Origin of the sequence: uncultured Marivita sp. (assembly GCF_947488135.1) — a bacterium.
Classification (GTDB): Bacteria; Pseudomonadota; Alphaproteobacteria; order Rhodobacterales; family Rhodobacteraceae; genus Marivita.
In genome coordinates this window covers 1-25,511 of sequence record NZ_CANKYW010000017.1, presented here as the reverse complement: position 1 = coordinate 25,511, position 25,511 = coordinate 1, and the positions used below count along the sequence as shown (strand labels likewise).

General features: G+C 57.9%; 28 protein-coding genes and 1 pseudogene. 6 read left to right on the top strand and 23 right to left on the bottom strand.

Annotated features, from left to right (window positions below; translation table 11 throughout):
- Nucleotides 1–75: 75 nt before the first annotated feature.
- A pseudogene (locus Q1B16_RS21655) lies at nucleotides 76–267 on the bottom strand (MerR family transcriptional regulator); the annotation flags it as partial.
- A gap of 74 nt (nucleotides 268–341) precedes the next feature.
- Here Q1B16_RS21655 and Q1B16_RS21650 point away from each other — a divergent pair.
- Nucleotides 342–977, top strand: coding sequence for a cation transporter (locus Q1B16_RS21650; protein WP_299794293.1), 636 nt, complete (start codon nucleotides 342–344; stop codon nucleotides 975–977).
- Between the two features lie 166 nt (nucleotides 978–1,143).
- Here the strand turns inward: Q1B16_RS21650 and Q1B16_RS21645 are convergent, their stop codons facing one another.
- The 5 genes from Q1B16_RS21645 to Q1B16_RS21625 all read right to left on the bottom strand — a co-directional run bounded on the left by Q1B16_RS21645 (nucleotide 1,144) and on the right by Q1B16_RS21625 (nucleotide 6,153).
- Complete coding sequence (locus tag Q1B16_RS21645; RefSeq protein ID WP_299794290.1) at nucleotides 1,144–1,920, bottom strand: aminoglycoside adenylyltransferase family protein; 777 nt, start codon at nucleotides 1,918–1,920, stop codon at nucleotides 1,144–1,146.
- A 134-nt stretch (nucleotides 1,921–2,054) separates the two neighbouring features.
- Complete coding sequence (locus Q1B16_RS21640; protein ID WP_299794287.1) at nucleotides 2,055–2,609, bottom strand: TetR/AcrR family transcriptional regulator; 555 nt, start codon at nucleotides 2,607–2,609, stop codon at nucleotides 2,055–2,057.
- A 1-nt stretch (nucleotide 2,610) separates the two neighbouring features.
- A complete protein-coding gene (locus tag Q1B16_RS21635) occupies nucleotides 2,611–2,955 on the bottom strand; it encodes a multidrug efflux SMR transporter (protein ID WP_299794284.1) in 345 nt (114 codons plus the stop codon).
- A gap of 447 nt (nucleotides 2,956–3,402) precedes the next feature.
- A complete protein-coding gene (locus Q1B16_RS21630) occupies nucleotides 3,403–4,143 on the bottom strand; it encodes a PRC-barrel domain-containing protein (protein ID WP_299794281.1) in 741 nt (246 codons plus the stop codon).
- Nucleotides 4,144–5,331: 1,188 nt separating this feature from the next.
- Nucleotides 5,332–6,153: a class I SAM-dependent methyltransferase gene (locus Q1B16_RS21625; RefSeq protein ID WP_299794279.1), complete on the bottom strand. Its 822-nt coding sequence runs from the start codon at nucleotides 6,151–6,153 to the stop codon at nucleotides 5,332–5,334.
- Between the two features lie 316 nt (nucleotides 6,154–6,469).
- Between Q1B16_RS21625 and Q1B16_RS21620 the strand changes: the two genes are divergently transcribed.
- On the top strand, nucleotides 6,470–7,231 hold the full coding sequence (locus Q1B16_RS21620) for a class I SAM-dependent methyltransferase (RefSeq protein WP_172975069.1): 762 nt from the start codon (nucleotides 6,470–6,472) through the stop codon (nucleotides 7,229–7,231).
- Between the two features lie 241 nt (nucleotides 7,232–7,472).
- On the opposite strand, the gene Q1B16_RS21615 is transcribed toward Q1B16_RS21620, so the two are convergent.
- On the bottom strand, nucleotides 7,473–8,126 hold the full coding sequence (locus Q1B16_RS21615; RefSeq protein ID WP_299794275.1) for a DUF2268 domain-containing putative Zn-dependent protease: 654 nt from the start codon (nucleotides 8,124–8,126) through the stop codon (nucleotides 7,473–7,475).
- Nucleotides 8,126–8,770 (bottom strand): recombinase family protein, encoded by a 645-nt coding sequence (locus Q1B16_RS21610; RefSeq protein ID WP_366140189.1) that lies wholly within the window; start codon nucleotides 8,768–8,770, stop codon nucleotides 8,126–8,128. The genes Q1B16_RS21615 and Q1B16_RS21610 overlap by 1 nt, the downstream gene beginning before the upstream one ends.
- A 196-nt stretch (nucleotides 8,771–8,966) precedes the next feature.
- Here Q1B16_RS21610 and Q1B16_RS21605 point away from each other — a divergent pair, with 196 nt between their 5' ends.
- Both Q1B16_RS21605 and Q1B16_RS21600 read left to right on the top strand, forming a co-directional pair.
- Nucleotides 8,967–10,379, top strand: coding sequence for a Mu transposase C-terminal domain-containing protein (locus Q1B16_RS21605; protein ID WP_299794271.1), 1,413 nt, complete (start codon nucleotides 8,967–8,969; stop codon nucleotides 10,377–10,379).
- Entirely contained in the window at nucleotides 10,379–11,200 is an 822-nt protein-coding gene (locus tag Q1B16_RS21600; RefSeq protein ID WP_299794269.1) for an AAA family ATPase, read from the top strand. Before Q1B16_RS21605 ends, Q1B16_RS21600 begins: the two co-directional genes overlap by 1 nt.
- A 118-nt stretch (nucleotides 11,201–11,318) precedes the next feature.
- Here the strand turns inward: Q1B16_RS21600 and Q1B16_RS21595 are convergent, their stop codons facing one another.
- From Q1B16_RS21595 to Q1B16_RS21525, 15 genes are all read right to left on the bottom strand, one after another.
- Complete coding sequence (locus Q1B16_RS21595) at nucleotides 11,319–12,398, bottom strand: type IV secretion system protein (protein WP_299794267.1); 1,080 nt, start codon at nucleotides 12,396–12,398, stop codon at nucleotides 11,319–11,321.
- 6 nt (nucleotides 12,399–12,404) lie between these two features.
- Nucleotides 12,405–12,809: a hypothetical protein gene (locus Q1B16_RS21590; RefSeq protein WP_299794266.1), complete on the bottom strand. Its 405-nt coding sequence runs from the start codon at nucleotides 12,807–12,809 to the stop codon at nucleotides 12,405–12,407.
- Nucleotides 12,806–12,994 carry a hypothetical protein gene (locus Q1B16_RS21585; protein ID WP_299794264.1) on the bottom strand — a complete coding sequence of 63 codons (189 nt, stop codon included), beginning with the start codon at nucleotides 12,992–12,994 and terminating at the stop codon, nucleotides 12,806–12,808. The genes Q1B16_RS21590 and Q1B16_RS21585 overlap by 4 nt, the downstream gene beginning before the upstream one ends.
- On the bottom strand, nucleotides 12,991–13,977 hold the full coding sequence (locus Q1B16_RS21580; RefSeq protein WP_299794262.1) for an ATPase, T2SS/T4P/T4SS family: 987 nt from the start codon (nucleotides 13,975–13,977) through the stop codon (nucleotides 12,991–12,993). Before Q1B16_RS21580 ends, Q1B16_RS21585 begins: the two co-directional genes overlap by 4 nt.
- 4 nt (nucleotides 13,978–13,981) lie before the next feature.
- Nucleotides 13,982–15,355, bottom strand: a complete 1,374-nt coding sequence (locus Q1B16_RS21575) for a TrbI/VirB10 family protein (protein WP_299794260.1) — start codon at nucleotides 15,353–15,355, stop codon at nucleotides 13,982–13,984.
- Entirely contained in the window at nucleotides 15,352–16,047 is a 696-nt protein-coding gene (locus Q1B16_RS21570) for a TrbG/VirB9 family P-type conjugative transfer protein (protein WP_299794258.1), read from the bottom strand. The genes Q1B16_RS21575 and Q1B16_RS21570 overlap by 4 nt, the downstream gene beginning before the upstream one ends.
- 203 nt (nucleotides 16,048–16,250) lie before the next feature.
- Complete coding sequence (locus tag Q1B16_RS21565; protein ID WP_299794256.1) at nucleotides 16,251–16,904, bottom strand: type IV secretion system protein; 654 nt, start codon at nucleotides 16,902–16,904, stop codon at nucleotides 16,251–16,253.
- Between the two features lie 15 nt (nucleotides 16,905–16,919).
- Nucleotides 16,920–17,729, bottom strand: coding sequence for a type IV secretion system protein (locus tag Q1B16_RS21560; protein WP_299794253.1), 810 nt, complete (start codon nucleotides 17,727–17,729; stop codon nucleotides 16,920–16,922).
- On the bottom strand, nucleotides 17,729–18,817 hold the full coding sequence (locus Q1B16_RS21555; RefSeq protein WP_366140188.1) for a lytic transglycosylase domain-containing protein: 1,089 nt from the start codon (nucleotides 18,815–18,817) through the stop codon (nucleotides 17,729–17,731). The genes Q1B16_RS21560 and Q1B16_RS21555 overlap by 1 nt, the downstream gene beginning before the upstream one ends.
- A gap of 55 nt (nucleotides 18,818–18,872) precedes the next feature.
- Nucleotides 18,873–19,049: a hypothetical protein gene (locus Q1B16_RS21550; RefSeq protein ID WP_299794248.1), complete on the bottom strand. Its 177-nt coding sequence runs from the start codon at nucleotides 19,047–19,049 to the stop codon at nucleotides 18,873–18,875.
- The gene (locus Q1B16_RS21545) at nucleotides 19,046–21,403 is read right to left on the bottom strand and encodes a type IV secretion system protein B4 (protein ID WP_299794299.1); all 2,358 of its coding nucleotides are present in this window, start codon (nucleotides 21,401–21,403) and stop codon (nucleotides 19,046–19,048) included. The genes Q1B16_RS21550 and Q1B16_RS21545 overlap by 4 nt, the downstream gene beginning before the upstream one ends.
- A gap of 7 nt (nucleotides 21,404–21,410) precedes the next feature.
- Nucleotides 21,411–21,689 (bottom strand): VirB3 family type IV secretion system protein, encoded by a 279-nt coding sequence (locus tag Q1B16_RS21540; protein WP_299794246.1) that lies wholly within the window; start codon nucleotides 21,687–21,689, stop codon nucleotides 21,411–21,413.
- Between the two features lie 11 nt (nucleotides 21,690–21,700).
- Nucleotides 21,701–21,991 (bottom strand): TrbC/VirB2 family protein, encoded by a 291-nt coding sequence (locus Q1B16_RS21535; RefSeq protein WP_299794244.1) that lies wholly within the window; start codon nucleotides 21,989–21,991, stop codon nucleotides 21,701–21,703.
- Nucleotides 21,988–22,608, bottom strand: a complete 621-nt coding sequence (locus Q1B16_RS21530; RefSeq protein ID WP_299794242.1) for a lytic transglycosylase domain-containing protein — start codon at nucleotides 22,606–22,608, stop codon at nucleotides 21,988–21,990. The genes Q1B16_RS21535 and Q1B16_RS21530 overlap by 4 nt, the downstream gene beginning before the upstream one ends.
- A gap of 43 nt (nucleotides 22,609–22,651) precedes the next feature.
- The gene (locus Q1B16_RS21525; protein WP_299794239.1) at nucleotides 22,652–23,005 is read right to left on the bottom strand and encodes a hypothetical protein; all 354 of its coding nucleotides are present in this window, start codon (nucleotides 23,003–23,005) and stop codon (nucleotides 22,652–22,654) included.
- Nucleotides 23,006–23,304: 299 nt separating this feature from the next.
- Here Q1B16_RS21525 and Q1B16_RS22395 point away from each other — a divergent pair, with 299 nt between their 5' ends.
- Nucleotides 23,305–23,466 carry a hypothetical protein gene (locus tag Q1B16_RS22395; RefSeq protein ID WP_366140187.1) on the top strand — a complete coding sequence of 54 codons (162 nt, stop codon included), beginning with the start codon at nucleotides 23,305–23,307 and terminating at the stop codon, nucleotides 23,464–23,466.
- Nucleotides 23,467–23,590: 124 nt separating this feature from the next.
- Entirely contained in the window at nucleotides 23,591–23,848 is a 258-nt protein-coding gene (locus tag Q1B16_RS21515) for a helix-turn-helix transcriptional regulator (protein WP_299794236.1), read from the top strand.
- Nucleotides 23,849–25,511: the final 1,663 nt, after the last annotated feature.

The following is a 25,511-nucleotide window of genomic DNA, read 5'->3' as shown; positions in this document are numbered from 1 at the left end:
TACGCGGCTCTGGAAACATCAGACATGGCCGCGTAACTAAGACCAATCAGCCTCCGGAAAACCCGGAGCGGTTCAGATTGCCTCAATCGAGAAGCCAAGATCACGCGCGTGCTTGATGAAACTAAGACGCTCCAACCCTGCCGCATCGTACCGGCGTTGGTTGCCTTCTGTGCGTTCCGGCGCAGCGAGCAGGCCCATTTCCTCATAATAGCGGATGGTTGGAACCTTCACTTTGGTCTGCTTTGAAAGCTCTCCGATTGAAAACATTAAAATACCTCTTGAACCTCTAGCCACTAGAGACACTACACTATGCTCAAGACAGATTCAAAAGGGCTTTCCAAATGTCAGGATGCTGCGGCCAAGACGCCAAGTTCGACGGTGTCTCAGATGATTACAAGCGGCGGTTGTGGATCGTCATCGCTTTGAATGCGACGATGTTCGTGGTTGAGATGACCGCCGGTCACTATGCGAAGTCTCAGGCCCTTCAGGCTGATGCGCTCGACTTTCTGGGAGACGCACTGACCTACGGTATCTCGCTTGCGGTGATCGGGGCCTCCGTTCGTGCGCGTACCAACGCTGCTTTGGCTAAAGGGGTGAGCTTGCTCTTGATGGGCCTTTGGGTGTTTGGCTCGACCGTCTACCACGTATTCTATGTCGGCGTTCCAGAAGCCGAAATCATGGGCCTAATTGGAGCTCTGGCACTGGCCACGAACCTGGCCAGTGTGTTGCTGCTTGTCAGCTATAAGGACGGCGACGCTAACGTTCGCTCTGTCTGGCTTTGTTCACGCAATGACGCGATTGGCAACGTGGCGGTCATGTTTGCGGCCCTCGGTGTGTGGGGAACGGCAACTGGCTGGCCTGATCTCATCGTTGCTGCAATCATGGCGAGCTTGTTCTTATCCTCAGCCTTTCAGATCGTGCGCCAAGCTCTAGCGGAACGTCGCGAAGTGGATAGTCATCGACGCGCAACAACCTAATAGAAACCCCCTGACAAGCCATTCCGGTCAAAACGGTGGTAAGCGCCGGTGACAAAAACGTACGGGTTTGGGCCCATACTGCGCTGCGGGGAACGTCCGGAAGGAGCCCTTCCACGACATTTGCGGCGACCCCGCCGCACGTAACCGGGAAGGACGCCCATCCTCGCTACATTGCGTTGGTGACGTTCTCGCTCATGCGCCCCGCCAACTCTCGGGCTGCATCGCCTTCGCTGCTCCAATCGTCCGTGACCTCGCCGAGATAAGCCCGTCGCGCATGATCGAGTGCCATAGCATCTGAGCCAGACAATCGCGGAATCGCCCATTCGGCGGCAGCATCCTTCGTGATGAACCTCCCCGTGCTGGCCGTGTGCCACATCCGCGCAAGCGTCAGCAGGACATTCCGCTCGTCCCCGCGCAATCCATCCAACAAGTCCGGAAGTGCATCGCGCATGGCTTGGTTGACATGTTCTGTCGAAACGTCCGTCAGAAGTTCGCTCCTCGGCGGTCCGAACAACGAAATGGCCTCCTGATGGGCCTGTGCGAGAACCAGAGAATACTCGGGATCGCGTTCAGGCACCGGCGTTTCACCGGCCTCGAAAGCCTTCCTCAGCCACTCTCCATAAACGAACTCCGCTCGCGCCGGGTAGTCATGCGGGGTGAGGTCGCCGTGGCAAAACACGATCACCTCCAGGCAGCGCGGGCCTCCCGGCACGGCAGGATGGCGTCCCGAAAGGCGCAGCAAGTCCAGCAGCAGGCCGTCGCGCTGGCTTTCGGTCAGCTCGGACTGAACCACTGCCATCAGATCAATGTCGCTCTGCGGCCGGAGACCGCCGGTAACAGCCGATCCATGCAGATACACACCAAGCAGCGCGTCGCCGAGACGGCGGCGCAAGATCAGAAAAGCCGACTGTATCTGTTCTGTCTGATGGAGTGCCACCTGCATGATGGTTTCTTAACGGGCATAGCTCATTATCGGAAGGCAGCTATGTCCGCACACCGGACATAAACCTCCTGCCAGAAGGTGTTCGCCAAAAACGGTTAAGTTTTGGCGCGTCGCAAGGTTCCGAAGATGCTCGCCTAGCGGCCTCGCGGCAACGTAAGCTGAACAAGTCGAGTACATAGCTGCTCCCGATCCGGCAACGGTACACCAGAGATATCCGAAAGCCAGAGGCCGTCTGTCGCCAAGCGGACAATGGCAAGGTCGATATCTGTTTCCCGATATTGATCGAGTCTCAAGAGGAACCAGTCCGCCCAAGTCTTCCGCAGATCGGGATCATTCAGCATCAGAACGGCTAGCGAAGCCCAGGTATTGAGCTTTTCGTCGCTGTCTCGATTCACGACAACATTGAGATATGCCCTTGTGAAAGCGCCGTGTGGCTCAGGGTCAACTTGCACCCGTTCGGCCAAGGCGGTTCCGATGTCGTTCAGCAGTTCCTGAAACAGGGCATCCATCAACGCCTGTTTGCTCGGGAAGTGATGTGTGAACCCACCCTTTGTGACGCCAGCGGCGGCGGAGACCGCCTGCACCGTTACGGCGGTGATACCTGACTCCGCTGCGATCCGAGCCGCGTGGTCAAGAAGGTTGCGGCGCACGACCTCCGGCTGCTTCCTTCGTTTGTGCGCATTGGCCATCTTAGTGTACCACGCTTCCCGAAAGCAGGTTCATGACCAAGACACCGGCAACGATAAGGGCGATACCGACGATCGCTGCGATGTCCAGCGACATGCGAAAGATCACCACGCTCACGACCGTCGTGAGGACAATCCCCAGACCCGCCCATATCGCATAGGCGACGCCAAGCGGGATGGTTTTCAGTGCAAAGGACAGAAAGTAGAGCGACGCGGCAAAACAAAGTGCCATCCCGAGGGTTGGCATCAGCTTCGAGAATTGCTGGCTCTTCTGGAGCAGCGAAGAGCCCGTGACTTCAAGCACGATTGCAGCGGCGAGTGCCGCGTAGGCAGGGAAAAGAGGGTTCATGAGTCTCACCGATCTGATTGATGCCCAAAGATACCAAACGTTCGGTTTTTTGTCAATGGATCGTATTTTTGTCGCGGTTTCCCGGTGTGGTTTGGGAGGAAGGCGGGATAGCGCGGCTTGGACTAAAACCCCTTGCCGCAACCTACGCGCCAAAAACGGTCGATGTTGTTGAAAAACTCGCCTACTCTACGACCACCGGTCTCGGACCAGAATTTCGTTCTGGTAGATGGCGAATTATACCTACTGAGCCGACGTTTCAGAGGTTAGTAAGAACAGGCGTTCTCGGATTTCTGATCTAATTGGAGCCGCCCGAGTTTTTCAACACAATCGGTCGTTTCCGCCTCGGATCGGCCTCCCCGCCCCGTTTCGACCGGCCCTGCATCACCCCACGCAGATAAGTAAACGGGGGCCGCATGTCTGCAACCCCCTGAGGCTCTTGTGGCAGGATCAGTTGTTCGACGTGGCGTCTTCTTCGGCTTCGCCCGAGTCTTCGGACCCGGTCTCTTCGGTTCCGTCGGTCTCCGTGCCATCCGTGGACATGGTGTCGCTCTCCGTGGCACCCTCTTCCATCGTGCTGTCTTCGGTCATGCCATCCGTCGATGTCGCGTCGTCGGTCATCCCCGTTGTGGTGCCTGACGTGGACATTCCGGTGTCGTCCTGCATGAGCGTCGACAGCTCCACATCGTCTTCCAGACCCTCAACGCCGGATTCATCGAATTCCGGCATCGCTTCGAGCTCTTCCCGGGTCCGGTTCACCATCAGCGTCCGGTCTTCCGCGTCGTAGGAGAAATCGCTCAGCGGCAGCGCCACCGTGTATTCGCCCAACCCGAGGAAGCCGCCAATGCCGATCACCGCTTCGGGTTCCGACGCGCCCTGGATCACGTAGTCGATTTCGCCGACATCCTCGCCGGTGCCCGAAGAGACCACGTCGAGGCCGAGGAATTCACCGACGGTCATGTCAGAGATGCTTTGCGGCGCCTCCATGTCCATCGTGTCGGTGGCCATATCATCTGTCGCCATCGTGTCTTCGGTGGCATCCGGCGCCATGGTGGTGTCTTCGCCAGCGCCTTCGATGATCGGAGCATTCTCCGTCTCGGTCTCGGTCGCCGTGCTGTCGCTTTGCGCGAAGGCAGAGGTGGTAAGAAGGAGGCTCAGTGCGGTTGTTGTCAGAAATGTTTTCGAGGTCATGGTATCACCTTTTGGTTTCATGAGGTGATCCGGAAACTGCCGAGAGACGAGCCCGGTTCCCACGTTTGTTTTCAGGTGCTTAAGAAATATTCAGGGCGCTGAAAAAGAGGGCGCCGGTTCCCGCTCATCTACATGTGAGGACCGGCGGGACCCTAACGAATTGATTCAATGGCTCTGCATGGTGGCGATATTGCTGACTACGGCGATAGCCACAGGTGCAGGCTTATTCGTCTAAAAAAGCCTCAACCTGCGGCAACAGGTTGAGGCTTTTCTATGGTCGATGATCCAAAGGGATCGCGAACATATCGATGAATCAACCATATTCTTAGTGCACATTTTGTCTATGAAAAAGTTTCCACGATGGAAATACGGGGAGGGTCGTGCGCGGATTTTCAACCACAGGGCGCGTACCATAACACCCGCTATGCGAGAATAAAAATAAATGAAATCAGGCACATAAATGAATTCAGCTTCTTTGAATGTGTAATGCATCGTCTTAAGCTAGGTGTAAGGGGCAAAGAGGACCTTAACCTTACCCGCTGCGGTCGATCAACCGATAGAGCCCTACCAACATCAGAGCGGACAGGTGGGCTGCACCCACCAAGATCATTGGTACAATGAACACGGAACCTGTCAGAATTGCCAATTGCATGTCCGACCAGCGATTAAACGCCTCTAGCAACACAGAGTAAGATGTCCCTACAGCTTCTGGAGCTAGAAAGAATAGGTTTTCAGTATCGGTCAGACGGGCATGCGCATACGCATGAATCAGCGTAGGGACACAATAAAATGCAAGTACCGTTAGCGACCAGAGCGCCAAAAGCTTACTTAAGGGAAATCTCTGGCCAGTTCTTAGCACCAACGTTAGGCACAAGAAGACTATAAATGCGAAGCCCACGCCAAAAATAACGCGGGCATCGACACTGAGAAGCATGATTTCCAGTTCTGACCTCGACAAAGGTATTTATCCCTCTAACAGCGTTCGCCTGTCAAAATCATGGGTATTCATGTATGTTCAACGAGTAAAGTTCGTCGTCATAGCTTGAGCTCGCAGTTGACATTTTAGATTTCCTAAAACGGGCGTTATCGCCTGTGACAGAAACGCTTGAGTTTTGGCACATCTTGCGGCGCGGAGAAGGTCTGGAAGGAGTCCAAAGTTTCGAATGCTGCGCAGCGATCAAATGGCAGCTATCGACCCTGGGGGCTGGATACCGTTCGAGCTACGAGACAATAGCTCATTGGAATTTGAGCAGTGCGTCCCTCGTAAATGTCATACTCCGGCTCGCGAATGGTGTGCCCGTATTCTCTCAGTTCGATGATGCCGAGCCCAGACTGGGCACACGCGGTGATGATCTCGCCGAGCGGGTGAATAAACCAGTAACCCGTTTCACCCTCGCCGTGGTCTTCGCCGTCATAGGTGATTGCTTCGGTCACCGTCTGTGGCTGCCGCTCAAAATAGCTGAAGGCAGGCTCAAACGGTGTGGAACTTGCTGGATCAAAGACCTCCATAAACGGATGCGTTTCGTAGATAACCAGCCGCCCGCCCGGTGCGAGCAGCCCGGATGTAATACGGAAGAACTCCGACAAGTCCGGCATCCAATTAAGAACGCCTATGGTAATGAGGGCAAGGTCAAACTGGCCGACATCCGAAGGCAGTTCGTAAATGTCCGCCTCAAGAAGGCGCAGGTCGAGGCCAGCGGCGTCTGCGAGTTTCTTGGCTTGGGCGAGGAAGCCGCTCGCTTGGTCGATACCCATTTCGGGCAGGATTCCCAGTGAGGCCAAGGAAATCAACTCACTGGCGTTGTTGCAGCCAATTTGCACGGCAGATTTGCCCTTGAGGTCAAGCCCTTCCAGCGTGGCCGTCAGAAACGGGTCGAGTACCGAAAAGCCGGGATGGGCCGCATTTTCAAGAAGCTGCTCCCAGTGTTTCCCTTCACCGTGCAAAGGTGCTGAAGCGTTCCATGCAGCGCGGTTCGCCTTCGTAATTTCCTTTTGTGTGATGTCAGCCATCTAGCGCACCGTTGGGGTGAAGTGTTGATCATGTGTAGCCAACAGTCGACCTTCGAGAAGTCGTGAGGAAGGGCGGCTTTGTCCCGCTGAGCCGTCGCTCGTACAACCAGCGGCGAAGGTCGGGACTGCGCCCAAAGTACATTATGCTGCACATTGAACGAATGCCTGCCAAAACAGGCGAATAAGTTGCTCGAACCATGACGCATCTTCATGCGTGTTCCACGGTAAAAGTTCCGACTATGAACAATTGTGTGCGCAATCAAAGCACGATCATGAGAACCTAAGGCCCCTGACACTCTCAACTAGAGGTTCAACTGTGGCGAAACTCGACTACAGCCTAGCAAGCCAAATCTATGACCAAAGCAGAGTTCTTGGCACCGAAGCACTCGATAGTTGGAGAACAGCGGTCATACCTTTTGATCCGGGCGGAGGTGGTCAAATCGCCGACATAGGTTCCGGCACTGGCGTATTTTCGGGATCATTGGCTGAATGGTTTCAGGCAAATGTCATGGCGGTGGAACCTAACGCCGCCATGCGCAAAGTAGCAGAAGCGACACGACCGAATGCTCGTGTTCAGTTTGTAAATGGTGATGCAAGCCGAATTCCAGCACGTGACCACTCGTTTAAAATCGCTTGGCTATCGACGGTTATTCATCACATTCCAAGTCTCTCGGATGCTGGGCATGAATTGTCCCGTGTTCTGAACGCGCGAGGAAGAGTGTTGGTGAGATCGGCATTTCCGGAGCGCTCCGCAGGCATCCATCTGTTTCAGTTCTTTCCGGAAGCGTCTCAGCAGCTTCAAACTTTTCCAACTATTGAGAGTCTGGCAAACGAATGGGCTTCACATTTTGCTTTGGCTCACGTTGAAGACGTGCCCCAAGTTACGGCGCAAAGCCTCGTCGAATTTAGGAGTAGATTTAGCGGTGACCGACGTAAGAGTGATACGACCCTATCTGTGTTGACCGAGGGACAATATAAAAGAGGTATAGAAAGGATAGATTCGGAAATCGTTAAACGTGAAGACCTTAGCGAGAAAGTCGTAGATTTTATCACCTTGGCGGTATTTGAGAGAAAATGATCGTAAGTGACGGCCCCGGCATTTGGCTGAAACCGTACTTCGGCCATTGGTGTAGTCGCAGCCAATGCCCGCTTCGTCCGCACACCGGACATAAACCCCTTGCCAAAACATATGCGCCAAAAACGGTCGTTTTTGACCGGGCGTGCCACTCCACCCAAGTGTGACCTTCAGCATTATCTGACGGTCTTTTTACAGCGGTATCTGGCGGGACCGGAATTTACGAAAGGGTGCGGTCCTATTTTCAAGATTCCGCGCCAACTGCCGCGAGGATTGAAGCCGCCGGGGTGTTGATCCAGTCTTTTTCATCTAAACGTCCGGCTTGGCGGAGCCATGTGCCGACCACCTCGTACCCCATCGTATATCCCAACCAGCGCGGCAGGGCTTTCGTGCCGAAAAACCATTCGGGATGATCATAGTTTGTGGACCAGAGAACGTCGTCATCGGGCATGTACTGCATCAACTTTGCAGGATCGACTGCCTTCTCCCAAAGTTCGGGTGGCGTGCCAAGAACATGTTCGACAAACCGACCTGCCAGCCCTTCGCTGATGATCGCTTCGGCCAAGGTGCGCCCATATCCTGGTCCGGCATGTCGAAGACAGTGATGCACCTCGTGAACGACCTGTCGTTTGAGAGCTCCATTCGAGACACTGCTGTCGAAATTCGAGTTTATGGGATTGCAGGCGAGCATGAACAGAGAGGGAGAATACGCGAACCCGCAAAGGCCAAGCTCGGGGATAACCGGACCCTCGCGCCGATAGGCGACCAACACATCAATTGCTTGAGTTTGGACAATAGACGCAACGGCGTTTTCGGCTTCTTTTACCTGAGAAGATATTTCATCTTGCCAGTCCTCCAAAGCGCCTTCTGCTTCAAGCCAGTGCAGCTTCCAGTTCATTATAGAGCATCCGCTGATTTTGGGTTGTTGTCGAGCACGGACGCTGTTGCCGTGACATCAGGAAGTTCGCCGCGCGGGTCAGTTCGTGCCAACACGCGGTAGACGGTCGGCCGCGACACATCGAACAGCTCGGCCAGGTCGCTGATGGAATACTCGCCGGTGTCATACATGCGCAGCTCTGTTTGGCGACGATCAGAGAGTTTCGGTTTCTTGCCCTTCAGCTTGCCCTTGGCGCGGGCGATGGCCATGCCTTCCTTGGTGCGCATCCGGATCAGATCAGCCTCGAATTCGGCGAAGGTAGCGAGGATGTTGAAAAACATCTTGCCCATCGGATCGGTCGGATCATGGACCGATGCACCCAATGCAAGCTTCACTCCGCGCTTTTCCAATTCGTCTGCAATAGCGCGCGCATCGGGAACGGAGCGCGCCAAGCGGTCAAGCTTCGGCACAACGAGCGTGTCGCCTTTACGGACCGCTGCCAAGGCCTGTGCGAGACCCGGTCGCTCTCGGTTTGTGCCGGTCAGGCCATGATCCGTGTAGATCCGATCTTCCGCTACATCGAGATCGAGGAGTGCGGCCTGCTGTGCGGCAAGGTCCTGTTTGTCAGTCGAGCAGCGAGCATAGCCAATGCGAGTTTCAGACATGAATGCATCCTTGGGCCGGAATTGGCCGAGTTTCATTTTGGCCGCGCTCGTGTGTAACGCACGAGGCCCCTTCAATGATACTATCACCGTACCAGCCAAATGAGAATCGATTTCCGCTTTAAACACTGGGATCAGCTCACTGATATTCTGTCGTCCGTTGATCGATCCCCTTACGGACACCTGAAAGGAGGGAACAATGGATGACGCGATGCGCCGTTTTGCAGTTCTCAAACCGCATCTGGAAGATGGAGTTTCCTTGGCAACGGCTGCGCGCATCGCCGATGTTCCGATCAGGACAGCGCAGCGATGGCTTGCGCACTACAGGGCATTTGGCCTGAAAGGTCTGGAACGCCAAAGGCGATCTGACGCAGAAACCCGCAAGCTACCGCATGAGCTGGTACGCCTGATCGAAGGGCTTGTACTGCGCAAACCCCGTCTATCCTGTGCTGCAATTCACCGGCGCGTCACGGCGATGGCAAGAGTCCAGGATTGGCGCATCCCGACTTATAGCACTGTCTATAGTATCATCCGCGCGCTCGATCCGGCCATGGTCACGCTGGCGCAGGACGGGGCCACAGCCTATCGCGACCACTATGAACTGATCTACCGGCACCGGGCAACGGCCCCGAATGCGCTGTGGCAGGCCGACCATACGATGCTCGATATCCTGATCCTCGATGCAAACGGAACGGCGGTGCGCCCGTGGCTGACCGTGATCATGGATGACCATTCCCGCGCCATTGCTGGATATTTGGTGTTTCTGGGTGCGCCGTCTGCCCTGCAAACATCCCTCGCGCTCCGGCAGGCGATTTGGCGCAAGCAAGACCCGGATTGGCCGGTTTGCGGCATTCCGGATGTGCTTTATGTTGATCACGGGAGTGATTTCACATCGGAACACCTTGATCAGGCGGCTGCGGCCTTGCGCTTTCAGATCATCTACTCGGCCGTCGCGCGTCCGCAAGGGCGCGGAAAGATCGAACGGTTCTTCGGGACAGTGAACACTGAGATACTGCCCGACTTACCCGGTTGTCTTGCACAGGGCAAACCTGCGATCCCCCCGAAGCTTTCTCTGACGGAACTCGACACCGCGATTGGTGCGTGGATCATCAGCACCTACAATGCGCGCATCCACAGTGAGACCGGTGCGACACCCATATCCTGCTGGTGTGGCAAAGGCTGGTTGCCGCAGATGCCAGAGAGCCTCGAAGACCTCGATCTGCTGCTGGTTATGGTCGCAAAACCCCGTACCGTGCGCCGCGATGGTGTCCATTTTCAGGGGCTGCGCTTCATGAGTCCAATACTGGCCCCCTATGTCGGTGAGGCCGTTACCATTCGTTATGATCCGCGCGATATCGCGGAAATACGTGTTTTCCATAAGAACCGCTTTCTGTGTCGGGCAATCAGCTCCGAACATGCGCATGAGACGGTTACATTGAAGGATATTCAGACGGCCCGATCCGCCCACCGGCGCGCCTTGCGCAGCCAGATCAATGAACGGGTCAGCGCGGTGGCCGAGTTCCTGCCTGATAGACAAAAACGACCACAGTCTTCGGCAGAACCTGCCCCAGCACGAAAAACAAAGCTCCGAACCTACCAGACGGACGACTGATGATGATGGTAGGGCACCGCAATGGCACGTTCATCGCCACAAAAGAACATCGCCGGTTCATGGAATTCGTCAGCGCCGTGAAAAAACATCGCTATATCGGTATCTGCTTTGGTCCCGCTGGTGTCGGCAAAACCGTCTCGGCGCAGCGCAGCGCGCGATGGGAGAAGGCCGGGCCGTTGATCGACACCTGGGGGCCGCGCGATCCGTCAGACATGATCGCCTACAAGGCCCTCGCGAAATCGCGCACAGCCTTCTACACGCCAACAGTCAGTGAACCCGCCCGTCAAACCCGCGATGATCTGGGAACCCTCATGACCCGCGTCGAGGGATGTATCGAGCTTGCCCAATATCCGGAGAAAATTTTGCCCGACAGCAGACGCTTGGACCTGATCAACCTTCTGATTATTGACGAAGCAGAGCGTCTATCGGCCCAAGGCCTCGAACATGTGCGCGATATCTTCGACAGAATGGGCATCAGCGTCATCCTCATCGGCATGCCCGGCCTTGAACGAAAGCTGGAGCGGTATCCCCAATTCTACAGCCGCATCGGCTTTGCACATCATTATCGCACACTGAAAGGTGACGAACTGACCTTCGTTCTCACCCGTCACTGGCGCAAGCTCGGGCTGCAACTTGATGACGCCGACTTCACAGACCATCAGGCCATTGCATCCATCGCCCGGATCACCGGCGGCAACTTCCGACTCCTGCATCGGTTATTTGTCCAGATTGAGCGCATCTTGAAGATCAACGATCTCTCGCTTGTAACTGACGAAGTGGTTGAAGCTGCAAGGTCCACCCTCGTCATAGGTGCCACTTAGCGCCGAAAGAGCTACGCCAGATACCGATGAAGGTCACACCCAAGATCAATCGCTTAGCGATGACAAAAACCCCCGGCAAAACCTTAGCGGTTTCGGCAGGTTTTTTGGCGCTGTCGACTCACCGTCTTCCGAGACGACCCAACCTTGAAAGCTGCGCCAGCATCCGGGCTCCTGTGCCGGTCGCGACGCCGGCAGGAGCACCGGTTGGCCCACCTGCAGTATTGGGTCGGCTTGGCAACGCTTGCACGCCAAAGAATTGCCGCGCGCGCAGAGCTGCGTACTCCGCACCAGTCGCACCTCCGATGGAGTATCGGTTGTAGACTTGCTGGCTGCCTGCGAGCCCTCGGGCAAAGGCATAGCTACCGCTGAATCCAGCGGAGAGCGCTGGCATCATGATGTTTCCAGAAATCGCCCGAACCAAGAAGGGCGTTGCTATGATGAACCCCTTTGCCATCAGCACCATCATGAAGAAGGGGATGAGCGCGCCGATGTTGGAGGCACCCTCCGGGTCGCCCAACTCTGCAAGCAGCGCACGCGAGACTCCCGTGATCGTTGCGAACACACCGGCAACGACGATGGGGTACATCGCAAAGGAAACCAGCGCCGAGAGCCAACGTGCGAAGTAATCCTTGGTCACTTCAAAGAGGGTCAGGAAGATCATGATCGGTGCAATCCCGATCAGCAGAGCTATCATGAGCCTGGATGCGACCACGATGAACGCAGCCAAGCCGCCGAGGATCGAGAGTAACAAAACCCCAAGGGTGTCTAGCAGGGCACCTGCCATCCAGTTCAGTTCAGACCCCGCAGCATTCAAATACTCCCCGAGCGCCGCGATCAGGTCGTCGAACTCCTCTGCGAAGGTACCGGATGGGCCCGGTGATCCGCCGCCGACAGAGGCCACGAGCGATCCGGCAATTCTGTCGATCCCGTTCAGGATCGCCGCAGCAAGGATGTTGAACTGTACCCAATTGGTTGCAAATGCGCCTATCAGCCCGATCTTCACGGCGAGCCAAAAGGCCGTGCGCCCGTCCATGGCGCGGTATTGGTAGATGGCGTTGATGAAAACCAGAATGACAACGAGCGTAGTGCCGAGTACGAGTATCGTTCCGACTGTTGCGGCGACCGCACCGAATTGCGTCTCAGCTGCGGTATTTAGATAGCCTTCGGCCGTTTCTACGAAGTAAGTGACGACACTCATGAAACCTTACCAGTTTCCAGCGGCTTGGCAGATTGGAATGGCTTCGCGCCGAAGCTCATTCGCCTGTCGTCGGTATTCTGACGTCGCTTCCACGATGTCCCGGTATTCAGATGCGGCGAAATGCTCGAAGTAGACGCCTTCAGCTGCCTTCCAAGTCGGATACCGCGCTGGACATTCACAGCTTTGGGCTTCAACGATGCGTTGCATGCTCTGCGCCCGATAGATCTGTTGGATCAGGAGCCGCTTGTGGGACTCGCGTACAGCGATGTCTTGCATCCACTGCGGCTCTGGAGGCTGGTCGGGACAGACATCTGGCTGGTTATCGAGTGTTGGGATCAGGTTCCGTTCAGCGACGCCGGCGGTTGCACAGAGAACTACGAGCACGCTTGCAGTCGCAAGGGCCTGCATCATTCTGAAGCCGCCTTTGTCGCCAAAGATTCTCGCTTCAAGAACGTGGTGTAGCCGTAGTCACCTGCTTCAGCTGCAATGACTTCCCATCCCTCTGCGCCGCGCTCATTCAAGGCGCTTCGCATCGCGTCGTAGTCCTTTTGTTTCTTCACCTGGAAAAACAGGATGTCATATTCAAAGGTCTTCATTGGCAAGCTCCGATCTGGTTTGCGCCGGGGAGGAAAAACTCGGTGATGCCGCGCCGGCCGTCATGGCGACCGGCCTGGATGATCACATCGATGGAATTCTCGATGTATTGGATCATGTCGGTATAGGTCATCGGGATCTCGGTCTTGAGGGCCGCAATCGCGAGGCGCTGCACGGCAAGTTGCGGCGTTTCTGCGTGCAGCGTCGTCAATGACCCGCCATGGCCGGTGTTGATCGCTTCTAGAAAGGTCATGGCCTCCTTGCCACGCACCTCGCCGAGGATGATACGGTCGGGGCGCATGCGCAGCGTGGCAGTGAGCAGCACATCGGCGGTCTGGAATTCCGCATCCCGATTGGCGATGAGGGTCACGGCATTGGGCTGGGTCGGCAGAAGCTCGGCCGCTTCCTCTATGGTGACGATCCTTTCCTCTGCCGGCACATGAGAGAGGATCTTGCGCGCGGCTACAGTCTTGCCGGTGGAGGTGCCCCCGGAAACGATCATGTTAAGCTTATTGTCGACGCAGAAGGCCAAGGCATCGTCGATGACGCCGGCTGCCACGACCTTGCGCAGTTCCCGGGTTTTCTGGAGGCGGAGTTCTTCCAGTTTGCGTTCCTTGCCATAAAGGAAATCTAGTGTGATGCCCTCAAGTGGCAGGCTCGAGAAAAACCGCAGGCTGATCGACATGGCCGACAGCACGGCGGGCGGGGTGATGACCTGCGCCCGGATCGGTCGTCCCTTGTAGGTGATCGAGACGGAGACAATCGGCCTGTCCTTGCTCATCGTTGTGTGGGCGGAAGAGGCGATCTGGTTGCCGAGGTCTTTGACTTCTGTTGCGGTCAGCGTCTGGTCCAGCTTTCGCATGAAGTGATCGCCCTGGAATTCGCCCCAGCAGCTGCCATCGGGATTGATGCAGATCTCGATGACATCGTCGCGGGCGGCGGCGTCGATCCGGTCGAGCGATGTCTGGAGATAGCTCAGCGACATCGGCCTAGAAAATCTCCAGATCGCGGTCGACCACGACGGTGACGCGTGCGCCCTGGTCGACATGGATGACCGGACCGATGGAGAGGTAGTCGCCAATTACACTGTCCGTGGCGTCTGCAAGATCATCGCCCACGTCTTCGAGCACGTCCGCGGTGGTCTCGTTCCGGATCTCGGAGGCGGCGGCACTTGGTGCGGCGGAAATCAGCGAGATCAGGGCAGCTGAACCGAAGCGCTCCGTAAAGCGCGTGTCCACGAAGCCGGTCACACCCGAACGACCCAGCTCATCGCCCCCGAAGGAGCTGATCTGGACGGTCTGGTTGTCGGGCAGGATGATCCTGTCCCAGGCGATGGTGACGCGACGCTGCGCGATGTCGACGCCCGAGCGATAGCGCCCGATGAGGCGGGACCCACGGGGGATCAGGAGACGCGTGCCATCGACGCTGTAGACATCCTCGGAGACCACGGCCCGTGTCTGGCCAGGGAGCGAGCTGTCGAGGGCGGTTTCCAGGACGGCCTGGATCATGGTGCCCTGGATGATCGTGTTCGACGGGTTGGCAATGACTTCGGCTTGGGTAACTGAGGTGGGAAGCGCCCCGTTCAGCACAAAATCCGTCACCTCGCCGAAGGTACGTTTTGCAAGTTCTGTCTCACGGGCTCCGGACGTACCCCCAAAGGCGATCGTGGGCGATGCGATGCGCCGTTCCTGGAAGGCGCGTTCTTCTGCGGCCCGGCGCTCGAGCTCAGCCATGCGCCGGGCGTCTTCTTCACGGCGCAGTCGTTCCTCTTCCCGTGCGCGGAGCTCATCTGCCGTTGGACCCATTGGGGCTGGTTGGGGTCGGCGGGCCGCGAGTTGGGCCAGTTCGAGATCCATGCGCAGCTGTTCGAGGCTGCGATCCCGCGCTGTCAGTTCGTCCTGGAACCGCTGCTGTGCGGCCTCCGAGGCGGCTTGCAGTGCCGCGATCTGGGTGGTCAGAGCGTCGATGGCCTCGGCGGCGGCAGTATCTTCCCGGACAACGGGTTCAGGGGCGCTGCGCAACTCCTCGATCTGTGCCTGCAAGGTGGCGATCTGCGCCAGAAGCTCGGCATTGGGCTCGACTGGGTCCGGTGCGACGAAGACAACTTCGGGCTCGGGTGGGGGCAAGGCCTCGATGGCACCGAAGCCGTCGCCTTCGTTTTGGAAGATATCCGGAGTGGCCGTCGGCAAAGTTTCCTCTTCATCGGGCAGGGAAAAGAGATAAAGCAGGGTGCCACCCGCGCCGATGGCGAGAACGATGATCAGTGCGAGGAAGGAAGACCGGCGCTGCGGCGCCGCGTTGGCACGGCCTTTTTCGAGAGCGGCGAGGCGCTTTTCCAGCTCTGTGTTCTCGAAATCGCTCATGAGGCGGCCTCCGCGGGCGGGATCGCCTCGATGCAGACTAGTTCTTCGCCAAGTCGCAGGACCCATTGGCGGTTCACGCCACTGACACGGATCACCCCGTCCTCGGGGGTCTGCGTGTTGACGGTGCGTTCACGGCCATTTGCGTAGCGGAAGATCGCCGGCACGGGCGCGTTTCTTGGAAAGGCGAAATACGTGAAGGTCCCGTCATCCCAGATGCGGGTCGGCGTGAACTCGGTCCGCGCGCTGGCACCGTAATTGTAGTTCGGCGCTTGGGCGGCAATGGCCCGGGTCGGGCGCGCAGCGTCATCAGGGTAGCGGAACTGCACCACGTAGAAGGTCGGGCTGCGGGTCTCCTCGACGTTGAAATAATAGCTGCGGCGGTTGGTGTATACAGTCACGTTGGTATGGACGCCTCGGGCGACGGGCTTGATCGCGAAGGCTTGGCCACCGGGTACACCGTCGATCTCGAAGCCTTCTGTGTCGCCGGCAATGATCGAGCGGATGCTTTCGCCTGTGCCGAATTCAACCGTGGTGACATGGGTGAGCGAGACGCTGAGACGATAGACTTGGCCCTCCTGATAGGTGGCCAGCCGCACGCGATTGTCATGTGGGCCGCCCCGCGGGATGGCTTCGGCGAAGGCAAGGCCGGGGAATAAGGCCAACAGGCCAGCAGCAATCAACTTACTGATCAAACATGCGTTTCCGGAATGAGTTGCATCGCCAATACCCTGCCGCACTTCGCGCTCTCGGGACATTTGCGACAAGATGTTTTGGAGTGAATTCCAGAAACGCATTATGACGTTTTGAGCATATATTGGATCATTTGTTCGCTGCCTCTTCCTTCGGTCGAACGCGAAAAGTGATAAGACTTTTTTCTTTCTGAGCTCAAAAGGCATTAATTCTCCAATCTGTCGGAGCGGATGGAATATTCGAGGACCGTGAACCCAAAGGGGTTCGTCCAGACCTCGTCGATGGAGCGGCGGGTCTCGGGGCGGAACTCGAAGAGCAGCGTCGCAGTGAAGAGCCCGGTCTGGACGCCATTGATGGATGTCAGGCGCTTGCGCAGGCGGACCGTGGCGCGGTTTGTCCCGATCCGGCTGATACTGAGGATTTCCACGTCGAGCCGGGCATTGGGGCCATAGACGGTCGGAGGGTAGGTCTCGTTGGCGCTGTTCCAGATCTGGCGCAACCCGCTCTCGGCCGCACCGTCCGAGCGGCGCAGGACGCTGCGAATGCGCAGATCGTTGTCGAGCTGGTTATAGATCTCGCGGTCAGTCACGTAGCGGAAGACTTCCGCCTCGATGACAGCCTGGTTGGCGGTGACGGATGTGGCCCCAACGGACGCCTCGGGCAGGGCAAAGCCGGTTTCGGGATCATAGGGCACAACGACGGGGGGTGGATCGACATCGAGGATCGACACGGCAGCGGCGCTCAGGCAGCCGATGATGCCGAACACAAGTCCTGTCAGACCGATGCGCTGCCAAAGCCGTTCGCGGCGCAGGGCACCGTAGACCAGTTCTTCTTCGATGATTTCTTGTTCACTCGCCACGCGTCACACCTCGGATCAATCTGCGCGCAACTCGGGCAGCGTAAAATCCATGAAGCGTTGCTCTTCGGCGATGGTGGCAGCATCGATCACGCCGCCGGTGCCGTCGCCGACGGTCTGGATGGCCTCGAGCTGCCACATGGCCACCAGCGCAATGGCGAGCTCGGCCGTGACCCGCGTATTGAGATCAACGCTTTCCTTGAGTTCATCCATGTCATCGATCAGCCCGACGAGCCGGTCGACGCGTTCCAGCGACTGGCCAGCATCTTCATAGCTGTTCTGGGCGGCGGCAGAGACGAGTGCGCCGGTGGTGGCTTGGGTGGCCACGCGATTGGCCCCGGCATTGCCGCTGCGAGCCATTTCCGAAAGCGTGTCCTCGTCAAAGCCGAGATCGGCCAGAACCCGGTCCATCTGGGTTTCGATCTCTCCTGCGCCGGAGCCTCTCAGGCGCGAGAAATCCCCGGTCTTGATGGCTTCGATGGTGGCAAGAATATCACCGAATTCCTGGTCAAGGAGACCATTGAGCTCATCCTCCATTTGGGTGCGGATGATCTCCGGAAGTTCGGCAAGGCGCGTGAGGGCCTCGTAGGTGCGTTGCAGCTCTGCGAGTTGCTCCGTGAGCGTGGCAAACTGTTCGCGGAGCTGCGTCAGCTGCTCGTTTTGCAGGATCTCGTCTTCAATCATCTGCCGGAGCTGCTGGATGTTTTGCGCGATGTTCTGGGCGTCGACGACGGGCACGCCTTGTGCTGTGGCAGAGGACATGGGTGCGACGTGCAGTCCAAGCCCGAGCATTGTCACCAAGGCCGTCTTCATGAGGGCAGGTCTCATCACTCCATCTCCCTGATCCTAAAATTCATGAATGCACCTTCCGCCATCCGGGCGCTGGCCAAAGCCAGCTCTTCGGCGGAGAGCACGCGGGTCCGCGCGGCCTTCAGGCGCATCCGGGCCGCGATGAGACGCACGAGTTCGGCGCGGGCATAGGTGTTGAGCGCGACACTTTCCTGGACGTCTTCCGTCTCGGATATCCGCTCGACGATGTCGGAAATCCGCAGGGCGGCTTGCCGGATCGCATCCGGTGAATTGCTGCCATAAAAGGCTGCGCCATGCCCCGTGAGAGAGAGATTGGCATTGGCCAGCAAGACAGGGTCAATCGTGCCGAGCGCGTCGATCTCGCCGATCCGGCTCAGGTAGAGATTGTAGCGCTCCGGAATGACCGTGACGTAGTGTTGGGTTTCTCTAAAAGGAGGCACACCGCCATACTCGAACACCCGACCGGGCCCGGCGTTATAGGCGGCAAGGGCGTTGATGATATTGCCATCGAAGGTATCGAGTTGCGCCGCAAGATACCGCGCGCCGCCATGCACCTGCAGGTAGGGGCTGTCATAGTATTCCGGGTTGATGCCGAGATCGCTCGCCGTGCCAGGCATGATCTGCGTTAGGCCATAGGCGCCAACGGGAGACCGTGCCCCAATGGTGAACCGGCTTTCCTGCCAGATCAGCGCTTGCAGCAACGCGCGCCATTGGACGGGGGAGAGCCCTGCGCGGCCAACACCAGCAAAGCCGCTCGTCTCCTGGGCCACGCGGATGATGAGCTGCTCGATATTTTCCGAAGCGTCCCCGAACATCAATGTGCCGCCGGGATTGGGGTCGACCTCGGCAGTGCCGTAAACCGCCTCGACGGAGCGGTCGGGATTTCCGCTGCCGTTCTCCAGCCCCGAGACCATGGCGGGCAGGCCCTGACCACCAAAGCTTGTCTGCGCATCGAAGATGCGCTGCAGAGTTTCCAGCTGCTCCCGTTCGATCTCGGCAATGAGTGCGCGGATGGCGAGCTTGTCCGCCTGCAGGGCCAGGTCAGCTTCCCGGTCCCCGGTCTCGATGATGTCGCGGGCGGTGAGCCCGCTGTCATCGGTGGGCACGCCCTGGGCGGCGACAATACCGGGCAGCAGGCAGAGCGCCAGAAAAGGGGAGGCCTTAGACGTCAATGCCGTCCTCCGGCCTTCCAAGGGGGGCGAAAGTGCAGTCCGGGACAGGTGTTCCCGCCATGTTCAATGAAGCGCGAAAGCTGAAACAGTTGGCTTGCGGCTCCTGGTACTCGGCGCAGGAGGCCAGCGCGGCGAGCATCGCCAATGGCAAAAGAAGACGAGTCATGAAAGCCTCCAGAAGTCTGGGCGGTTGCGGTAATCGGCCCCCACAAGGGCCTCGCCTTTTTCCATGCCGCCGAGAATGGTGAGATTGGGCCCAAGAGCACTGAGGTCGGCATCGACGACGATCGAGCCTTGGTCATCGCGAATGAGGGCGAGGCGGCTGTCGCTGCCGGTGTTGAGAAGCACGTCGAGCTCCTTCTCGGAGAGATTGAGCATGGCGTAATCCGCAGGCTGCGCGCGGATGTTCGGGAGCAGGATCTGCGTCGGCACCGCCTCGATGATGGTCTTGCCGGTCCGGGTGCGTTCGAGCTGGCTCGCGTATTGCGTCATCATCACCGCGACAGTGTTCTGCTTGCGCGCGGTCACCAGCCAGTTCGACAGCCGCTCGGCGAAATACGCATTGTCGAGTGCCTTCCAGGCTTCGTCGATGATGATGATCGTGGGGCGGCGGTCCTCGATCTCCCGCTCGACCCGGCGGAAGAGATAGGAGAGGACCGCCATGCGCTCTCTTTCGGCTTCGCTGTCGAGAATACCCGTGAGATCGAAGCCAACCACATCGCCCTTGAGCGAGAAGGTGTCCTCGAGGCTCTGCCCGAAGATCCAGCCATAGCGGCCGTCTTCGGTCCATTCGAGCAGGCGCTGGTGCAGATCACCGCCATCATCGGTGGAGACAAACAGCGATGCGAAGTCCCGCCAGTTCCGCAAGGCGGGGTTTGTGGCTTGCGCGTTCTGACGGACAACTTCCTGCAAGCGAATGCCTTGCACGGGCGTGAGAGGTTTGTCCGCGCGATGGATCAGGGTGGCGAGCCAATCCGAGAGCCAGGCCGTGCCGTGCGGATCGGTCTCGGTCCAGAGCGGGTTGAGGCCCGTGGGTTGCCCAGCTTTCAATGACGCATAGCGCCCCCCAACCGCGCGCACCGCCATTTCCATCCCGAGACGGTAGTCGAACACGAAAACCCGCGCGCCCGTCCGCTGGGCCTGCGTCATGAGAAAGGCCGAGAGCACCGATTTGCCCGAGCCGGGTCGCCCCAGGATCAGGCTATGCCCGCTTGTGGGTTCGCTCGAAGGGCTGCCTTGTTCGTGATAGGAAAACCGGTAGGCGCTTTGCTCGGGTGTCGGAAACAAGGTGATGACCTTGCCCCAAGGGGTCTTCTCGGGCGGCTTGCCGAGCTGTGTTCGATGGAACGCCGCAAAATCTGCGAAATTGCGATTGGTGATCGCGCTGGCGCGCACACGCTTGGGCTGGTTGCCGGGATGCTGGCTGAGGTAATGCGCCTTGGCGGCCACCCGCTCTGCGATCATCTTGACGCCCTCAGATGCCGCGGCGTTGACAATCTCGGCACTGAGGCTCTGCAATTCGTCCAGAGTATCGCAGAAGAGCGTCACCACCATATGGTGCTCGCCGAAGCTTTGGCGCTTGGCCTCAAGATCGTCGGCGGCGATGTCGAGTTCTTCCATCAAGGAGAGCGCTGCGTCCTGGCTTGCCTGCATCTGGCGCTTTTGCCGCTTGATGCGGCCCGCCATCACGTTCGAATTGATCGGTGTGAAGGACTGGGTGACAACCATGTCGACGGGCAGGTTCAACATGTCGAACATGGTGCAGGAGGTGGACTCCGAGTATTCGCCGATGGTGAAGCTCTTGCCATAGCGATGTCCCACCACCCCTTCGGAGAGCTCGAAGTGATCTGCCCGGAAGGTCACGCGGGTGTTGGCGACATTATAGGACAGAAAGCCGTAGGTGTTCGCCGGATAGAGCGGCAATTCCTGTCCGGTATTGAGCGCCCCCAGAAACCCGATCAACGCACCGTTCTCAGCGGAGAGCACATGTGGGCGCAACTCCGTGAGGCCCGACAAGAAGACATTCATGGCCTCACCCAGACGCCGCAGACGCTTTTGCGTGTCTTGCTTCAACCGATCCGGCGCACTGCGCCCCAGAAAGGGCAGGGAGCTGCCAGCCGGTGGTCGATGGATAATTGTGAGCGTCAGGGTCTTGTCCCGCAGACCGCTGCTTTCCAGCTTCTTGCGCCAGAGACGGTCGACCTGGCCTGCAAATGTGTCGTCTCGCACCGGCTCCAGCTCCGGTGTGATCGCCTTGGAGACCTTGTGGACATAATAGCTGAACTCCGGCCCCAACTGCGCGATGATCCGGGCAAAAAGGGCGGTCAGTTTGTCGAGATAGGCATCATCGGTTGTATAGCTGTTGACCCCTTCAAGACGGATGCACTGGAACAGCTCGTTCACCCGGGTCCGAACGGTCTGGTCATCGACCAGACTGACGTAAGGAAGCATATGCGCAAGCCGCGTCTCGCGCGCATACCAGACCGGCGTCATCGTGCGGAGATCGAACGCGTCGCCCATGCCCAATTCATGGGGCATAGCTGTCCCCGCCATGGAGCCTGCGGTTCGGGGTATGCGGCGTTTCCTGGAGAACCGTAAGGATCACATCGATAAAGCGTGGGTCCCAGTCGGCTGCCTTCCAGAGAACCGGGTAGAGGATCGCTGCGATTGCGAGAACGATCATATGCTGGAGCCAGACGAAGAGCAGTACGCCGCCAAAGAGCCAGACCATCGCATACATGATGGGCAGTCCCAGCAGCTTGGGTGGGCGGACCAGGCCAAGAAAGAGGGGGGATCGCGCGGCCATGATCGCGCGCCTTATCCGCCAAAGACCGCGGCCACGATCGTCGGCGCGGCCGCAACACCCGCAATGCCAACCAGCACCCAGAGTGCCTGACGCAGATCGATGATGTTGAAGAACCAGCTGAGAAACACGCCAAGGACGGCCAGTGTCGCAATGACCACGCCCAGAGGCCCTGTGAGCGCATCGACGATCCCCTGCAGCAGGTTCTGGATCGGGGAGAGGTCGATGCTCTGGGCAAACGCGGGATCTGCGGCGACGAGACAAACGGCGAGGGAGATAGTGAACAGTGTGGCGAGGTGTTTCATGACTCTGCTTCTTCCAATCGGGCCATGACGGCCAGGACGCGCGCCACGTGGTTCCGGGTTTCTTTGTAGGGAGGGACGCCATTATGGCGGCGCACCGCATCAGGGCCGGCGTTATAGGCCGCAAGCGCAAGGCGTGGATCGCCGAACGCGCTCAGCATCATGGCGAGATAGCGGGCAGACCCATCGAGGTTCTGGAGCGGATCTCGCGGATTGACGCCAAGATCGCGGGCCGTTGCTGGCATCAGCTGGCCCAGGCCGATGGCGCCCGCGCTCGAGATCGCATCCTGCCGGTACGCGCTCTCCACCTCGATATTGGCGCGGTAGAGCGTCAGCCAATCGGTGACCGACAGGTTTGCGATCCGCAAACCGGGATGGCTGGAATAGCGCAGAGCGGTGGCTTCTAGAGCGGCAAGAACATCTGCGCGGGGCAGGGGGCCGGGTCGCCCACGGGTCGCAAGCCGAGGCACATCACGGTCAGCGTCCGTGTTTGAAGTGTCGAAGATCGTCAGGTTATCCGACGGGGCGCGCAGGCCGATGCCTACAGAATAATGTCGGGTAAAGCTGCTTTGGGAGCGGGAAGGTGTCAGGGAGCCGTCGCTCTCCATGACCAGAACCATTTGGGCAAAGGCGGGGTCCGCGAGGCACGCCGCAAAAATCAGGCTATTTGCGACCGCCTTTATCGGATGCCGAGAGCTTGAGTGCCGTGCGCTGGCCTTCTTCGAGGGGGATATCGGCATGGGAGAACCCGATGCCGATGAGGAAGGACACCACGCCCGCGATGGTCTTGAACTCGCGGATCTTGATGTCGTTATAGCTTGTCCGTGTCCGGGCTGTAACCAGGAGCTTCTCCACACCGTCGTCCGAGACGGCGCGCATGACCCAAACCCCGTAATAGCTTGGGCCTTTCTTGTAAGCCGGCTCCCGGCACTGGATTTCCGCGCGGTAGCCGTTTTGCATGAGTTCGCGGAAGCCGCCTTCCATGACCACATTTGGTGCTTCGATGTCCCCGTTCATGGCCCGGCTCACGCTTTCTCGAAAGACGCAACGCTCGGACATTCCTGCTTGATGCCGAGAGTTACGATAATATATTATCAACTGCAAGATGTATTATTGACATGCAGCTATATTGGTTCACAGCACACTAGGCACGGCGGTCCGCGTCTATCAAGGAGATAACGGGATTGAAAAACCCTCGGTTGCAGCGCTTGGTCCATGTGCAAGCTGTGGTCATCTTAAGCACCCTCTGCAGTGCGGGTTTTGCACAAACCTGTCTCGCTCCGGCGCGGCCATTCCTACCGAATGATTCGTCGAGCGTGAGAGATTACGCGGACATTCTCCGGCGGGATTTCGGTCTCTACCTTGCGGATATCCAAGCCTATTTCCGCTGCCTTGACGAAGAACGTGCCCGTGCCTTCGAGGAGGCGAGCCAGGTCAGCGAAGACTATGCCCGGTTTCTTGAGATGGTGAGCGATTGATGGTGGGGCTTGGGGTTCTCACGTTGGGCTCCACGCTACAGACCATCCGCCTTCCAGGCCAAAATATCCACATTTTAGATACTGGATTTGATCCGCTAGCGACGTCACGAGAGGTGAGCGGCGCGTGGCGAAAACGATCCGAAGCAAAGGGCAGATGGCACTCGTCAAGGCGTTGGCCGTCGCGCGCGGTCGGGCTGGCCTTACCCAGGAAGATTTGGCCGCACGGCTCAAATGCCATCAATCGCTTGTTGCACGGATCGAAAGCGGACAACGCAGGATCGATGTGGTTGAACTCATTGTCCTCGCACGGGCTATTGGGTTCGATACGACGGAGATTTTGGCACTTGTTGAAGCCGCCACGGAGTCCGACCACAGCATATAATCCTTAAGAATTTTTAAACATTTGTTCCGTTTCCAGCCCCGCAACAGGCGAAAGGCGGCGAAGACCAGGCACATGTTTTCTCAGGCGCGGCAAAGCGCGTGCAAGCTGTCTGAGACGAGTTGGCCAGTAATATAGGAAGCAATAATAAGTGGACGAAATAGAGGGTGAGGGCGTCGCGATCGCGTTGCTCATTGGTGCTGACGAACGCAGCCTTGTTGGATGGGTCTATCGATGGCCAGAAGGTACTTTGCTGGTTCTATGGGATAGTCAGGGCCCGCAGCGGGTTTCTCGAACGGACCCGAAACTCAATCCTGAACAATTGAAAGAGATCAGCTTTGGCACTTTGCAACGAATTCGCGGGTCTCGTCGAAAATCAGACGAAAGGTAGTGCCAGCGGTCGTGATTATTTGGAGCAGAGTAGTTGGTCAACAACCGATGCGATGTTGCGTCCACTGCTATGGCATGTTGAGCTCAGCGCGTCCCGCGCCACGGCTAGGTCAATAATTTATCTGTTCGAACCCATAACGCCCTTTGTAATCGCGCCATTCTACGAACACCGAACGGTGACTTACTTCCGGACACCGCTTGCCAAATCTTTCAAGTCCCGAGTGAGCGGCAGGCAAAGCTGATGTGGACGAACGTTGCCAAGCGAAGTCGCCCTGAATGCCATACGTGCCAAGCACGACTAATTCGCTTCTAGTGCAATCGCCCGTACTCTCGGACTCGCTCTGCCGTGCGTAACGCACATTGAAGACCCGGATGGACCGCACGAAATTGAATTCTGGGCCGCTGATGTCGATGTCCGCGCGATCCTGAACCCTGCTCAAGCCAGATTCCGGCAAGGTTTCTTCGGGAGTAGCTTTCTGGAGCCGAGACATAGCAAGGGCACCACCTCTTGTGGAAGTCACACTTCGTGCGGGCCATGAGCTTTGCTCTCGATTGCCGTCCGCTAGGGAAAAGGCGTCAATGACACGCTCCGAGTTGCTCCAGCTGCGCGGAACGTCATACGACGCACCCATAGGGCACCTCCAAATCTGCAGCGGAGGCTCGATTGGCCACGGTGTAATCCGCCGGATAAACTCGGCGCGTGCCTGCGTGCACGGCAGAGAAGTTGGCCAACTGCCAGCCAGGCACAAGAGGATCGCGCAGTCGATCGGGTAAGTCTGGGCTCTTGCCTTTTCGGGTAACGAGGCGGCACTTGTCGTAACTGCCAGTGCGAATATTGGAAGCAGTTTCCTGGTCAATAATCCCATCCTCAAAACCTTTCGGAAGCAAACGCTACGTCCTACCGATAATATATTAACTTTAACAAAAGTATACTACTGAAGACTCAAGAAATACGTGGGTTTCACGTGCAGCGGCCCAAGTGCTACCTGACAAGAGCGGTAGGGTCTCTCGCCGGTTTCTCGACTTATCGTGATTGAGCCTCAGGTAAATCCCTCCCCTTGTTACCTAAGACCCGCTGCCTCTTTGAGGTAGAGTCCGTTCCAATGAAGGAGACCGGCAGAATGAAGAGATCACCGTTTAGCGAAGAGCAGATCATCGCGATCCCGAAGCAGCAGGAGAGCGATTTAGCGCCGGCAGATTGACCTGCTCCCCTGAAAAGTCCGGCATTTCGGGTTAGGCTGTTCTCCAACTGAGGAGACAGACGATGAAGAGAAGC

What these genes read in the sequence shown, in the direction of transcription:
- Q1B16_RS21650 (WP_299794293.1), top strand. Translation starts at nt 342, where the DNA reads ATGTCAGGATGCTGCGGCCAAGACGCCAAGTTCGACGGTGTCTCAGAT.
- Q1B16_RS21645 (WP_299794290.1), bottom strand. Translation starts at nt 1,920, where the DNA reads ATGCAGGTGGCACTCCATCAGACAGAACAGATACAGTCGGCTTTTCTG.
- Q1B16_RS21640 (WP_299794287.1), bottom strand. Translation starts at nt 2,609, where the DNA reads ATGGCCAATGCGCACAAACGAAGGAAGCAGCCGGAGGTCGTGCGCCGC.
- Q1B16_RS21635 (WP_299794284.1), bottom strand. Translation starts at nt 2,955, where the DNA reads ATGAACCCTCTTTTCCCTGCCTACGCGGCACTCGCCGCTGCAATCGTG.
- Q1B16_RS21630 (WP_299794281.1), bottom strand. Translation starts at nt 4,143, where the DNA reads ATGACCTCGAAAACATTTCTGACAACAACCGCACTGAGCCTCCTTCTT.
- Q1B16_RS21625 (WP_299794279.1), bottom strand. Translation starts at nt 6,153, where the DNA reads ATGGCTGACATCACACAAAAGGAAATTACGAAGGCGAACCGCGCTGCA.
- Q1B16_RS21615 (WP_299794275.1), bottom strand. Translation starts at nt 8,126, where the DNA reads ATGAACTGGAAGCTGCACTGGCTTGAAGCAGAAGGCGCTTTGGAGGAC.
- Q1B16_RS21610 (WP_366140189.1), bottom strand. Translation starts at nt 8,770, where the DNA reads ATGTCTGAAACTCGCATTGGCTATGCTCGCTGCTCGACTGACAAACAG.
- Q1B16_RS21605 (WP_299794271.1), top strand. Translation starts at nt 8,967, where the DNA reads ATGGATGACGCGATGCGCCGTTTTGCAGTTCTCAAACCGCATCTGGAA.
- Q1B16_RS21600 (WP_299794269.1), top strand. Translation starts at nt 10,379, where the DNA reads ATGATGATGGTAGGGCACCGCAATGGCACGTTCATCGCCACAAAAGAA.
- Q1B16_RS21595 (WP_299794267.1), bottom strand. Translation starts at nt 12,398, where the DNA reads ATGAGTGTCGTCACTTACTTCGTAGAAACGGCCGAAGGCTATCTAAAT.
- Q1B16_RS21590 (WP_299794266.1), bottom strand. Translation starts at nt 12,809, where the DNA reads ATGATGCAGGCCCTTGCGACTGCAAGCGTGCTCGTAGTTCTCTGTGCA.
- Q1B16_RS21585 (WP_299794264.1), bottom strand. Translation starts at nt 12,994, where the DNA reads ATGAAGACCTTTGAATATGACATCCTGTTTTTCCAGGTGAAGAAACAA.
- Q1B16_RS21580 (WP_299794262.1), bottom strand. Translation starts at nt 13,977, where the DNA reads ATGTCGCTGAGCTATCTCCAGACATCGCTCGACCGGATCGACGCCGCC.
- Q1B16_RS21575 (WP_299794260.1), bottom strand. Translation starts at nt 15,355, where the DNA reads ATGAGCGATTTCGAGAACACAGAGCTGGAAAAGCGCCTCGCCGCTCTC.
- Q1B16_RS21560 (WP_299794253.1), bottom strand. Translation starts at nt 17,729, where the DNA reads ATGAGACCTGCCCTCATGAAGACGGCCTTGGTGACAATGCTCGGGCTT.
- Q1B16_RS21550 (WP_299794248.1), bottom strand. Translation starts at nt 19,049, where the DNA reads ATGACTCGTCTTCTTTTGCCATTGGCGATGCTCGCCGCGCTGGCCTCC.
- Q1B16_RS21545 (WP_299794299.1), bottom strand. Translation starts at nt 21,403, where the DNA reads ATGGGCGACGCGTTCGATCTCCGCACGATGACGCCGGTCTGGTATGCG.
- Q1B16_RS21540 (WP_299794246.1), bottom strand. Translation starts at nt 21,689, where the DNA reads ATGGCCGCGCGATCCCCCCTCTTTCTTGGCCTGGTCCGCCCACCCAAG.
- Q1B16_RS21535 (WP_299794244.1), bottom strand. Translation starts at nt 21,991, where the DNA reads ATGAAACACCTCGCCACACTGTTCACTATCTCCCTCGCCGTTTGTCTC.
- Q1B16_RS21530 (WP_299794242.1), bottom strand. Translation starts at nt 22,608, where the DNA reads ATGGTTCTGGTCATGGAGAGCGACGGCTCCCTGACACCTTCCCGCTCC.
- Q1B16_RS21525 (WP_299794239.1), bottom strand. Translation starts at nt 23,005, where the DNA reads ATGAACGGGGACATCGAAGCACCAAATGTGGTCATGGAAGGCGGCTTC.